The organism is Pandoraea anhela, from assembly GCF_902459655.1.
Classification (GTDB): domain Bacteria; phylum Pseudomonadota; class Gammaproteobacteria; order Burkholderiales; family Burkholderiaceae; genus Pandoraea; species Pandoraea anhela.
This window is the reverse complement of the sequence record NZ_CABPSB010000020.1, coordinates 1-12,331: the sequence shown is the minus strand read 5'-3', so window position 1 is coordinate 12,331 and position 12,331 is coordinate 1. Positions and strand designations below refer to the sequence as shown.

Here is a 12,331-nt window from a genome sequence, read left to right as displayed (position 1 = left end):
CGGGCACGACATACGCCGGCGAGTATCCGGGACGCCGCAAATCGGCGCATTTTCTCGCAGGGCGCTCGTCATGACACGAGGGCAAATCAAACGATCGATGTCGATCAGTGTCGCGTACCTTGACGATCAGATCGAACGCCACAGCGCAATCACGAGTAGCGTGCAGAACGCGGCAACGAGGTCGTCGAGCATGATGCCGAGGCCTCCCTTGACCGTTCGGTCGAAGTAGCTGATCGGCGGCGGCTTCACGGCATCGAAAAAGCGGAACAGAACGAACGCGACGAGCTGACCGACGAAGCTCGCCGGTGTAATCAGCAACAACACGATCCAGAAGGCGACGATTTCGTCCCAGACCACCGCACTCGGGTCCTGAACGCCGAGCTTGCGCGCCGTGTAACTGCAAATCCAGATGCCGCCGACGATGGACGCCGCAATCAGCACGGCCCAACCCGTGACCGTCAGATACAGATTGAGCACCAGATACGACGCCCAGCCGAACAACGTGCCTACGGTGCCCGGTGCAAACGACGACAGGCCCGTGCCGAAGCCGAGCGAGAACAGGTGCGCGGGGTGCGACAGCAGGAAACGCGAGTTCGGCCGGCGCGGGCCGCTGCCCGAATTGACGGCGGCCGTTTGATCAGTGCTCATTGGAAATGGTCGAAACTTTTGAAGTCGGCAGCGACGCTCGCGCCAGTATTGTCATGGAGATGCAGCATCGTGCGGCGCGCGTCGGGAATCGCTATTGTACCGATACGCGTGACTCGTATGCCGAGTTCGTTGCCGATCGCCTCGATTCGCCCGCGCTGCGAGGCATCCGCGCAGAAGCAAAGCTGATAATCGTCGCCGCCGGCGAGCGTACAAAGACGCCGAATCTCGGGAGATTGTGCGGCGAGCAAAGTGGATTGCGGCAACGCATCGACGTTGATTTGCGCGCTCATCGCCGAGCGTTCGAGGATATGGCCGAGATCGCCGATCAGGCCGTCGGAGATGTCGAGCGCGGCACGCGCTACGCCACGCAGCGCGAGGCCGAGCGCCACCTGCGGTTCGGGCAGGTCCATCGCGCGTTTTGCGAGCACGAGATCGGGCGCCGCGAGCGCCCATTCCCCGCGCAATGCCCCCAGCGCGAGCCGGGCGTCGCCCAGCGTGCCGGAGATCCAGATGTCGTCGCCGGGACGCGCGGCGTCGCGGCGCAATGCCTGCGCGCCGGGCACGCTGCCGAAAACCGTCACACACAGATTTCGCGGCCCTTTGGTGGTGTCGCCGCCGACGAGCGGACAGGCGTAGCGATCCGCCATTTCGGCGAGACCTTGCGCGAAAGGGCCGAGCCAGGCCGGGTCGCTCTCCGGCAACGCCAGCGCCAGCGTGAAACCGAGCGGCCGCGCGCCCATGGCGGCCAGATCCGAGAGATTGACGGCAAGCGTCTTGTGGCCGAGCGAGTGCGGATCGACGTCTGCAAAAAAGTGCCGACCCTCCACGAGCATGTCGCTGGAAATCGCCAACTGCTCACCCGCCGGGGCACGCAGCAGCGCGCAGTCGTCGCCGATGCCGAGCGTGACGTGCTCACCCTGACGCGTCGCTCGGGCGAAGAAGCGATCGATCAGCGAGAACTCGGACAGGGAAGGCGAAGCGTTCGCAGATGTCGTGGACATGATCAACGGAAGTCGGGAATCGAGCGTCGGGAGACGGGGCACGGTAGGCGAAGTAGCAGGTAAGCCCCACGCAACCCCTATTCTAAGAGGCTATCCCGGCTTTCCCAAGCGCGCACAACGGGTGGCTCGGTGTTTTCAGATCGCATCTCACGCCGGTCTCGGACAACACCTCAGTCGCGGGGCATCCTTCGTCTGAAAAGCGCGGCGATGGTGCAATGCAGCGTTGAACTCGTGCCGACTTTGCGCCACTATCGGCGAGAAGTTGCGTCAGCGCAGGTGCGGCCCTTATCCGTTTTTTGCATAAATCGTGTGAATAAATAGGGCTACAATCCGCACTGAAAATTTGACCTCTTCTGTTCGCCAAGAGCTTCCCCTCATGCCCACGCCGATCGATCCCAAACTGCGCGAAGCTGCGCTCGAGTATCACGAACATCCCACCCCCGGCAAAATTGCCATCGCGCCGACCAAGCAGTTGCTGAACCAGCGCGATCTGGCGCTGGCGTACTCGCCGGGCGTTGCCGCCGCGTGTGAGGAAATCGTCGTCGATCCGCTCAACGCTTCGCGCTACACGGCGCGCGGCAACCTGGTCGGCGTGATTACGAACGGGACCGCCGTGCTGGGTCTGGGCGATATCGGTCCGCTCGCGTCCAAGCCGGTGATGGAAGGCAAGGGCGTGCTGTTCAAGAAGTTCGCCAATATCGACGTGTTCGATATCGAGATCGACGAAAAAGACCCGGAGAAGCTGGTCGACATCATCGCGGCGCTCGAGCCGACGTTCGGCGCCATCAACCTGGAAGACATCAAGGCGCCGGAGTGTTTCATCGTAGAGCGCAAGCTGCGCGAGCGCATGAAGATTCCGGTCTTCCACGATGATCAGCACGGCACGGCGATCGTGGTGGCGGCAGCGCTCATCAACGGTCTGAAGGTGGTCGGGAAGGATTTGTCGTCGGTGAAAGTTGTCACGTCCGGTGCCGGCGCGGCGGCGCTTGCCTGCCTGGACCTGCTCGTCGACATGGGGCTGCCCCTCGAGAATATCTGGGTGACCGACCTGGCGGGTGTCGTGTACGAAGGTCGCACCGAATTGATGGATCCCGAGAAGATACGCTTCTCGCAGAAGACGGACGCACGCGGACTGGCCGACGTGATCGGCGGCGCCGACGTATTCCTCGGGCTGTCGGCCGCGGGGGTGCTCAAGCCGGAAATGGTCAAGACGATGGCGGACAAACCGCTCATTTTCGCGCTGGCCAACCCGAATCCGGAAATCACGCCGGAACTGGCGAAAGAAGTTCGCCCGGATTGCGTGATGGCGACCGGCCGTACGGACTATCCGAACCAGGTCAACAACGTTCTCTGCTTCCCGTTCATTTTCCGTGGCGCCATCGATGTCGGCGCGACCACGATCACGCGCTCGATGGAAATCGCCGCCGTGAATGCTCTGGCGGAACTGGCGCGTCAGGAGCAGAGCGACATTGTCGCGTCGGCCTATGGCATCAAGAACCTGTCGTTCGGCCCGGAATATCTGATTCCGAAGCCGTTCGATCCGCGTTTGCTGGTCAAGGTCGCTACGGCGGTGGCCGAGGCGGCCATGGCGGCAGGCGTCGCCACGCGCCCGCTCGCCGATGTCGACGCCTATTCGCAGTCGCTCCAGCAATTCGTGTATCACAGCGGTGGCCTGATGAAGCCGCTGTTCTCGGTCGCTCGTAGCGTGCCCGCCCATCAGAAGCGCATCGCTTTCGCCGAAGGCGAAGAGGAGCGCGTGCTGCGCGCCGTGCAGGTGCTCGTGGACGAACGTGTGGCCACGCCGATTCTCGTGGGGCGTCCGGCGGTGATCGAGCATCGTATTCAGCAATACGGTCTGCGTCTGACGGCGGGGGTGGATTTCACCGTCGTCAACCCCGAGCATGACGAGCGCTACCGCGATTACTGGGAGACCTATCACCGCCTGACCAATCGCAAGGGCGTGACGGCTTCGTATGCACGCGTCGAAATGCGCCGCCGTACCACCCTGATCGCTGCCATGCTGGTGAATAAGGGCGAAGCGGACGGCATGATTTGCGGTACGGTGTCGACGCCGGGCCGTCACCTGCACTTCATCGATCGCGTGATCGGCAAGCGAGACGGCGGCAACGTCTACGGCGCCATGAATGCGTTGGTGCTGCCGAATCGCCAGCTTTTCCTGGTCGACACGCACATCAATCAGGATCCGACGGCCGAGCAGTTGGCGGAAATCACGCTGATGGCCGCCGAAGAGATTCGCCGTTTCGGCATTCAACCCAAGGTGGCGTTGCTGTCGCACTCCAACTTCGGTACGAGCGACGCGAATTGTGCCCGTAAGATGCGTGAAACGCTGGCGATCCTGCAAGAACGTGCGCCGGAATTGGAAGTCGACGGCGAAATGCACGGCGACTGCGCGCTGGATCCGGAATTGCGCGCGCGCATCATGCCGGATTCGACATTGATCGGCGCGGCCAATCTGCTAGTTATGCCGAACATCGACGCGGCGAATATCGCTTACAACCTGCTGAAGACGGCCGCAGGCAATAATGTGGCGATCGGACCGATTCTGCTTGGCGCCGCCAAACCGGTGCATATCCTGACCGAGTCCGCGACGGTACGCCGTATCATCAATATGGTCGCGTTGGTGGTGGCCGATGCGGCAGCGCAACAACAGGGTTTCTGACCTGTTTTGCCGAGTCGGCAGTTCGATGCCGTTTCGCGCACGTTAGCCGACAAAATGGGCAGAACGCCACCCCGCTTGGGGTGGCGTTTTGTCATTGTCGCGACGCTTTTTGCCCATCGTATATCTTAATGTGTGTGCTCACTGTCGTGAAAATCCTCGTATTTCCGTGAATTTGTTGAGTGCTTTGGTTGCAAAATGTAAGCCGACATTGATTCTCGAGACCAATAGCGATAACCTTACGGCTTCACCCACCAGAACGGGCCCGCAGCGCAAAACCGCGTCGGGCGACAGCTAGCTATGACAATGGCACGTTGGCTTCACCGGAGCATCGTGGCACTGACTGCGGCGGGTAGTGTCTTTCTGGGGGGAAATGCTGTGGCGCGTGAACCCGCGCCATACGTCACGGATCCAACAGCAACGGTTTCCGTTGCCGAGTTACCTCGCGAAGCGCAGCGCACGCTGTCGCTGATTGCCCAGGGCGGGCCGTTTCCTTATGCCAAGGATGGCATCACGTTCGGAAACTACGAAAAGCGCCTGCCCAAAATGCCGCGTGGCTATTACCATGAATATACGGTGCCGACTCCCGGTGCCCGCAATAGAGGTGCCAGGCGCATCATCTGTGGGGGTAACCAACGCACGGTCGACCCGTGCTACTACACCCAAGACCACTACAACAGCTTTAGACGCATAAGGGAATGACAGCAGTATGAGTGAGCCGGTTTTCGCACAAGAACACGGGAAAGATCTTATGGCAGATCCATTCGGTGCGGGCGATGGCAACTTGTTCAAGCAGGTGCTGGGCCTGCATGCTGTCGCGCGGGCCGGCCATCGCCGTAGCCTATCGGAAGAGGGAGATATGAGTCTTTTCCAGGCCGTCAGGCCGAATATCGTGCAGTCGATCCGTGCATTCCGCGTGGCGGATCTGGCGGCGGAGGCCGAGCGACTCGGGCAACACTTCCTGTACGCCAATTGTTCTAACGCGCAGAGCAAGGCCGAAGTGCTGGAAACGATCGCCACATCGTTCCTGTTCCCGAAGCATTTCGGGAAGAATTACGACGCCTTGCACGATTGTCTGACCGATCTGGTAAGTCACTGCGGTCCGCAACCCGGGTTTGTCGTGGTGCTCGAGGGATTGCCGGTCGTCACGAAGTTCGATAAGGACGGGCGTGAAACGCTGCTCGAAGTCTTCCGCGATGCCGCCGAGTTCTGGGCGGAGCGTCGCGTGAGTTTCCGCGTCTTTTACTCGTTTGCCTGAGTGTGTGCGGCATTCGCCTGAGAACGTGACGCATGATGCCGTTAAGTTCATGCGATTGATGGTTTTCTGATGGTTGTTCCAATGAAAAAGGTCCGCATGGCGGACCTTTTTTCGTTTCGACGGATTCGACGGATTCGACGATGAAGGGGCGATCAACTGGTGCGCCCGCCTCCGAGAAATTGCTGCGCCAGTGACGCCAGATCGAATTGGCCCTGCGGCATCGAGCCGTTCGGCGTGAGCTGATTGATCACCTGGGGCAACAGCGCCGATAGTTCCTGCGCCGCTTCACTTTCGGAAACCCCTGCGGTGCTGGCTAGTTGCTGCAACTGTCCGCCCGGACCGAGGGCCTGCGTGACCTGATCGGGGGACACGGACTGGTTGTTACCGGTGCCGATCCATGAACTCACGGCGTCGCCCAATCCCCCCTGACTCAGTATCTGGGTCAGGCCGCCCAGTCCGCCGAGCGCGCCGACCAGATCGCCGGGGGACGCCGCCGCAGAACCGGCCGCCGCATCCGGCGACGGTGTTTTGCCGAGCAAGTCTCCCAGCACACCGCTGAGACCGCCGGCGCCACCCGCTGCTGCGCTACCGCCCAACATGCCGTTGAGGGCGCCGCCCAGCGATCCAAGCAAACCGCCGCCTTCGCCGGCCTGGCCCTGTGCGTTGCCCGAACGGCTGGCGATCATCGCCAGCAAGCCCATCAGGAGCAACGTCTTCGTGTTGAAGCCGCCACCGGCCGGATTGCCGGACTTACCACCGAGAATGCTGTCGAGGATACCCATGACGATTACTCCTTTAGGCTTGTGAGGCCATTTGCTCGAATCATCGATGCTTACCAACCGCCCCAGCGAGCGGCCAACGCAGCGAGTACCGCAATGCCCGCCGTTTCGGTCCGAAGGATGCGTTCCCCTAAGCGGATCGCCGTGAATCCGGCTTGCCGTGCGAGCGCTTCCTCCTGAGGTGCCAGCCCGCCTTCCGGGCCGAAGAGCAACACGCCGGGCTGAGACGGCGCTTCCAGCGGTAGCGAATCGAATCCGCTGTCTGCTCTAGGTGACAATAGCACACGCCATTTGTCGGACTTTGCGACATCCCGGTCACTCAACCACGCCCCGATCGGACGGATCGGAAGCACGCGCGGAACGCGGTTTCGTCCGCATTGTTCGCACGCCGCTTGCACGAGCGACTGCCAGTGCGCAACGCGTTTGGCCGCGCGCTCGCCCTCCAGGCGAATCACCGAACGTTCCGTCGCGAGCGGCTGAATTTCCGTGACCCCCAGCTCGATAGCCTTCTCGATCAGCCAGTCCATCTTGTCGCCGCCGGCAATGCCCTGTGCCAGCGTGATGCGGTAGGGGGGCTCTGCCTCTCGTGGGTCGTGTTCGCCGAGCTGCGCCGTGGCGTGACGTTTTTCCAGGGTCGTGAGCACCGCCGGATGTTCCCCGCCTGTGCCGTCGAATAGCGTGAGCGCGTCGCCGGTCTTCAGACGCAGCACCTGAACATGGCGAACGACGGGCTCGGGAAGGTCGAGGAGCGCGCCGGCGTGTAATGGCGCATCGATGAAAAAGCGAGGCATTCGGACAAATAGGGAGCGAAAAGTGGACTAGGGCGACGAAAGAAAGACGAAGCGAAAGACGAAGCAAAAGACGAAGCGGACTGAGACAGATGCAGCGGGGTGAAAGGTGGCCAGCGGGGCAGCGTCGGGGGCAGCAGCATACCTCAACGCGCGTCCGGTTCACGACCGGCCGGCGTCAGCTTCGCGGCGCGACGGGGCGGGCGAACCCCCAGCGATAGCCATCTGGATCCTCCAGCTGACAGAATCGATCGCCCCAGAACTGGTCGCTCGGTGGCATCAAGCCTTTGGCGCCGGCGGTCGTCGCACGGGCGTAAAGCGCATCGACGTCTTCCGTGTACACATAAAAACTCTGCGGTGCCTCGACCCCGGAAGTGCGAGGCGTACGTGCAGTGCTCGCAAATGCGCCTTCAGGGGCAAACATCAGGATCAACTGCCCCTGATAGAACATTTCGACGTGCATGACGGCGCCATCGTCGTCCACCATATCGTGCACGGTGAATCCGAATGCCTGCTCATAGAACGATGCGGAGGCTCTGGCATCGCGCACGGTCAGATAGGGCGTCAGCCACGGCACGTGGGATGGGCGGGGGTCGGACATGACGGTGCTCCGTTGGGTTCGTCGGCCGGCAAGGTCGATGGGGGAGGCCGGCGAGACGTCGTGACAAGTTTCCAATATACAAGGAACGCGCGGACGCTTCATCCCCGGTGCGATCGCGAGCCGGGATCGTCGGGCGGACGCGGAGTCTTGCGAAACGACACCGACCGCCCGACCGTTAGCGAGGGGATTCGCGTGATGGCGCGAGGACGCCGAGGACGCCGCGCAGTTCCGGCGGGATGTCGAATAGCGCGGCGTGGCGCGACGGGGAGTAATGCCGTAATGCCGCCAGACTTGGTGGCAAGGCGGCCGACGCCAGCGCAGCGAAATCATGGGCGTCGAGGGCGTCGCTTGCGACGGCGAGCGCCCACTGCGTCCCGTATAGCGGTACATAGGCCGTCAGTGGCATGACATGGCGGAACACCGAGCGCAATGCGTCGAGCATGCGACGCACCTGTGCCCCTTCGAACCACGGCGCCCCGAGTTGCAAGGCGATGCCGCCCCGGGGCGTCAACAGTGTGCGGACCTTGGCGAAGAACGCCGCGTCGTGCAGCGATGCCGCGTCGCCGTCCGCCTCGGTCAGGTCGAACACGACGGCGTCGAATCGTTCGCCCCTGGCGAGGGCGGCGTCGACGAGGTCTCTCGCATCGCCGATGACGAGTGTCGTGCGCGGATCGTCGAAGGCGCCGTCGGGCAGGGCGGGCATGTATTGAAGCAACGTGGCGGGCACTTGCGCGTCCAGTTCGGCGACGACGACTTCCGTCACGCCGGGATGACGTAGCGCTTCGCGCGCCGAGCCGCCGTCCCCGCCGCCCAGAATGAGCACGCGTTGCGCATGGCCGTGGGCGAGCAGCAACGGGTGCACCATGCATTCGTGGCAGATGTGCGCGTCGGCCAGCGACGCCATGAAACGACCGTCGAGCCGGTAGGCGCGACCGGGATGGCCGGGGCCACGGATATCGCCGATACCGCGGGTGTCGCCGGATGCCAGTGCGGGCAGATCGACGATCTCGATGTGCTGATGCGCCGATGTTACGGCATACACCGGGAGAGCGGCGAACCCATAGCTGGCCCAAGCGCCGAGCGGGGCCCCAAGGTGGGCGCCGTAACGAGACGTGGCCGTGGGGGCCGTGGGAGCGGCGAGGAGGGGGATTTCGCCCCCGGATTCAGTGCTGCGCGTGTGGCGTTTTTTACGCATTGATAGGTTAACTTCCCTTAATTTGTGTCGATCGCGTGACTTCTTTGCATGATTCCACGTTCCCGTCGGTTGAGGAAGTTCGCCGTAACCGACCCGGGCGATGGGCGATTCTGGTAAAATCTCGGTCTTTTCCTGCATTTGAATTTCGCGCGGCAGCTCGCGGCAACGGGGCACGCCCGCTCTTCCGGCTGGTCACCATGACGAACTCCTCTCCTGCTACGGCTGCGCTGATGGCTTCTGCCATCCGCGTCCTCTCCATGGACGCGGTCCAACAGGCCAACTCCGGTCACCCTGGCGCGCCGATGGGCATGGCCGATATCGCGGTCGCTCTCTGGGGCCGCCATCTCAAGCACAATCCCGTCAATCCGCACTGGGCCGATCGCGACCGCTTCGTGCTGTCGAACGGCCACGGCTCGATGCTCATCTACTCGTTGCTGCATCTGACGGGTTACGACCTGCCGATCGAAGAGCTCAAGCACTTCCGTCAATTGCACAGCAAGACGCCGGGACACCCCGAAGTGGGTATCACCCCGGGTGTCGAGACGACCACGGGGCCGCTCGGGCAGGGCATCACCAATGCTGTCGGCTTCGCACTTGCCGAAGCGCTGCTCGCGAAGGAATTCAACCGCCCGGGCAACGACATCGTCGATCACTATACCTATGCCTTCCTCGGCGACGGTTGCCTGATGGAAGGCATCTCGCACGAAGCCTGCTCGCTGGCCGGCACGCTGCGTTTGAACAAGCTCATCGCCCTGTACGACGACAACGGCATCTCGATCGACGGTGATGTCGAGTACTGGTTCGCCGATGACACGCCCAAGCGCTTCGAAGCGTATGGCTGGAACGTGATTCGCGGTATCGATGGTCATGATGTCGACGCCGTCGACGCGGCTATCGCGCAAGCCAAGACGTCGGATCGCCCGACGCTGATCTGCTGCAAGACGCTCATCGGCAAGGGCGCGCCGAACAAGCAAGGCGGTCACGACGTGCACGGCGCCCCGCTGGGCGCCGACGAAATCGCCGCCACGCGCGCCGCGCTGGGCTGGAACCTGCCGCCGTTCGAAGTGCCGGCCGACGTCTATGCCGCATGGGACGCCAAGGCCGCCGGTCAGCAAGCCGAGGCAGCCTGGAACGAGCGCTTCGCCGCTTATCGCAGCCAGTTCCCGACCGAAGCCGCCGAATTCGAGCGTCGCATGAAGGGCGAACTGCCGGGCGACTTCAAGTCGGCCGCCGCCGCGCTCATCGCCAAGACCAACGAGAAAGCCGAGACGGTCGCAACGCGCAAGGCGTCGCAACTGGCCATCGAAGGGCTTGCCGCCGTGCTGCCGGAATTCCTGGGCGGCTCGGCCGACCTGACCGGCTCGAACCTCACGAACTGGAAGGCCAGCAAGGCGGTGCGCGCCAACGCAGAGGGCGTGCAGTTCGGCAATCACATCAACTATGGTGTGCGCGAGTTCGGTATGAGCGCCATCATGAACGGCATTGCGCTGCACGGCGGGTACATCCCGTTCGGCGGCACGTTCCTGACGTTCTCCGACTACAGCCGCAACGCGCTGCGCATGGCTGCGCTCATGAAGCTGCGCTCGATCTTCGTGTTCACGCACGACTCGATCGGGCTGGGGGAAGACGGTCCGACGCACCAGTCGATCGAACACGTTTCGAGCCTGCGCCTGATTCCGCAAATGGACCTGTGGCGTCCGTGCGATACGACGGAAACGGCGGCTGCCTGGGTGGCTGCCGTCGAACGTCACGATGGGCCGTCGAGCCTTGTGCTCAGCCGCCAGAACCTGCCGTTCGTCTCGCGTAGCGATGCGCAGATCGCCGATATCCGCCGCGGCGGGTACGTGTTGCGCGACGTCGCCAGCCCGCAGATCGTGCTGATCGCCACCGGTTCGGAAATCGACCTGGCGCTCAAGGGGGCGGAAGCGCTGGCTGCCGAGGGCATTGCGGCACGCGTCGTGTCCATGCCGTCGACCAACGTGTTCGACCGTCAGGACAAGGCCTACCGCGAGAGCGTGTTGCCGCGCGGCGTGCCGCGTGTGGCCGTCGAAGCCGGTGTGACGGCGTTCTGGCACAAGTACGTCGGCCTGGAAGGCGGCGTGGTCGGCATCGATACTTTTGGTGAGTCGGCCCCGGCCGGCGTGCTGTTCAAACACTTCGGCTTCACCGTCGACCACGTGGTCGCGACGGTCAAGTCCGTGCTTGGCTGATTTCGTTAGACCTTACGGAGATACCCCCATGACCATTCGCGTCGCTATTAACGGCTACGGCCGTATCGGCCGCAACGTACTGCGTGCCCACTACGAAGGCGGTAAGCAGCACGACATCGAAATCGTCGCCATCAACGATCTCGGCAATGCGCAGACGAACGCTCACCTGACGCAATACGACACGGCGCACGGCAAGTTCCCGGGCACCGTGACGGTCGATGGCGACTACATGGTTGTCAACGGCGACAAGATTCGCGTGCTGGCCAACCGTAACCCGGCGGAACTGCCGTGGGGTGAGCTGGGCGTGGACGTCGTGCTCGAGTGCACGGGCTTCTTCACCTCGAAGGAAAAGGCCAGCGCTCACCTGAAGGGTGGCGCGAAGAAGGTCATCATTTCGGCCCCGGGCGGCAAGGATGTGGACGCTACGGTGGTGTTCGGCGTGAACGAAGGCGTGCTCAAGTCGACCGATACGGTCATCTCGAACGCTTCGTGCACCACGAACTGCCTGGCACCGCTGGTCAAGCCGCTGCACGACAAGATCGGTCTGGAAACGGGCCTGATGACGACGGTTCACGCTTATACCAACGATCAGGTACTCACGGACGTCTATCACGAAGACCTGCGTCGCGCCCGTTCGGCCACGATGAGCATGATCCCGACGAAGACGGGCGCTGCCTCGGCGGTTGGTCTTGTGCTGCCGGAACTCAACGGTAAGCTCGACGGTTACGCTATCCGCGTCCCGACGATCAACGTGTCGATCGTCGACCTGTCGTTCATCGCCAAGCGCGACACGACGGTGGACGAAGTCAACGCGATCCTGAAGGAAGCGGCCGAAGGCCCGCTGAAGGCAATCGCTACGTACAACACGGCACCGCTGGTGTCCGTCGACTTCAACCACAACCCGGCGTCGTCGAACTTCGACGGCACCCTGACCAAGGTTTCGGGTCGCCTGGTGAAGGTCAGCTCGTGGTACGACAACGAATGGGGCTTCTCGAACCGCATGCTCGACACGACCGTCGCGCTGATGGCTGCGAAGTAAGTTGCCGTAAGTCGTTCGTCACGAATAAAAAACGCCCGATGGCAATGAAGTGACCCCGAAAGTTGGACAGGGAAATTACGATATTAAGGACTGAGTTCTGTACAGCACAGGACTCAGTCCTTTTAGCTTGAGCTT

11 protein-coding genes are annotated in these 12,331 nt (G+C 62.6%); 5 read left to right on the top strand and 6 right to left on the bottom strand.

Features of this window, described 5'->3' with window-relative positions; translation table 11 throughout:
- Nucleotides 1-126: 126 nt before the first annotated feature.
- Together PAN31108_RS21550 and thiL are read right to left on the bottom strand one after the other, a co-directional pair.
- The gene (locus PAN31108_RS21550) at nucleotides 127-648 is read right to left on the bottom strand and encodes a phosphatidylglycerophosphatase A family protein (RefSeq protein WP_150670818.1); all 522 of its coding nucleotides are present in this window, start codon (nucleotides 646-648) and stop codon (nucleotides 127-129) included.
- Nucleotides 645-1,649, bottom strand: a complete 1,005-nt coding sequence (gene thiL / locus PAN31108_RS21545) for a thiamine-phosphate kinase (RefSeq protein WP_150670817.1) — start codon at nucleotides 1,647-1,649, stop codon at nucleotides 645-647. The genes PAN31108_RS21550 and thiL overlap by 4 nt, the downstream gene beginning before the upstream one ends.
- A 376-nt stretch (nucleotides 1,650-2,025) precedes the next feature.
- Here thiL and PAN31108_RS21540 point away from each other — a divergent pair, with 376 nt between their 5' ends.
- The 3 genes from PAN31108_RS21540 to PAN31108_RS21530 all read left to right on the top strand — a co-directional run bounded on the left by PAN31108_RS21540 (nucleotide 2,026) and on the right by PAN31108_RS21530 (nucleotide 5,584).
- Nucleotides 2,026-4,329, top strand: coding sequence for an NADP-dependent malic enzyme (locus PAN31108_RS21540; protein ID WP_150670816.1), 2,304 nt, complete (start codon nucleotides 2,026-2,028; stop codon nucleotides 4,327-4,329).
- Between the two features lie 303 nt (nucleotides 4,330-4,632).
- On the top strand, nucleotides 4,633-5,028 hold the full coding sequence (locus PAN31108_RS21535; protein WP_150670883.1) for a guanyl-specific ribonuclease: 396 nt from the start codon (nucleotides 4,633-4,635) through the stop codon (nucleotides 5,026-5,028).
- A 49-nt stretch (nucleotides 5,029-5,077) separates the two neighbouring features.
- A complete protein-coding gene (locus PAN31108_RS21530; RefSeq protein ID WP_370819707.1) occupies nucleotides 5,078-5,584 on the top strand; it encodes a barstar family protein in 507 nt (168 codons plus the stop codon).
- A gap of 152 nt (nucleotides 5,585-5,736) precedes the next feature.
- Here the strand turns inward: PAN31108_RS21530 and PAN31108_RS21525 are convergent, their stop codons facing one another.
- The 4 genes from PAN31108_RS21525 to PAN31108_RS21510 form a co-directional block, all read right to left on the bottom strand.
- Nucleotides 5,737-6,366, bottom strand: coding sequence for a YidB family protein (locus tag PAN31108_RS21525; protein ID WP_150670814.1), 630 nt, complete (start codon nucleotides 6,364-6,366; stop codon nucleotides 5,737-5,739).
- Between the two features lie 50 nt (nucleotides 6,367-6,416).
- On the bottom strand, nucleotides 6,417-7,154 hold the full coding sequence (locus tag PAN31108_RS21520; RefSeq protein WP_150670813.1) for a 16S rRNA (uracil(1498)-N(3))-methyltransferase: 738 nt from the start codon (nucleotides 7,152-7,154) through the stop codon (nucleotides 6,417-6,419).
- 175 nt (nucleotides 7,155-7,329) lie between these two features.
- Nucleotides 7,330-7,752, bottom strand: coding sequence for a VOC family protein (locus PAN31108_RS21515; protein ID WP_150670812.1), 423 nt, complete (start codon nucleotides 7,750-7,752; stop codon nucleotides 7,330-7,332).
- Nucleotides 7,753-7,927: 175 nt separating this feature from the next.
- The gene (locus tag PAN31108_RS21510; protein WP_174995091.1) at nucleotides 7,928-8,947 is read right to left on the bottom strand and encodes a spermine/spermidine synthase domain-containing protein; all 1,020 of its coding nucleotides are present in this window, start codon (nucleotides 8,945-8,947) and stop codon (nucleotides 7,928-7,930) included.
- Nucleotides 8,948-9,144: 197 nt separating this feature from the next.
- Here PAN31108_RS21510 and tkt point away from each other — a divergent pair, with 197 nt between their 5' ends.
- Together tkt and gap are read left to right on the top strand one after the other, a co-directional pair.
- Nucleotides 9,145-11,157 (top strand): transketolase, encoded by a 2,013-nt coding sequence (gene tkt, locus PAN31108_RS21505; RefSeq protein WP_150670810.1) that lies wholly within the window; start codon nucleotides 9,145-9,147, stop codon nucleotides 11,155-11,157.
- 28 nt (nucleotides 11,158-11,185) lie between these two features.
- Nucleotides 11,186-12,196: a type I glyceraldehyde-3-phosphate dehydrogenase gene (gap, locus tag PAN31108_RS21500; RefSeq protein WP_150670809.1), complete on the top strand. Its 1,011-nt coding sequence runs from the start codon at nucleotides 11,186-11,188 to the stop codon at nucleotides 12,194-12,196.
- The last annotated feature ends 135 nt before the right edge of the window (nucleotides 12,197-12,331 follow it).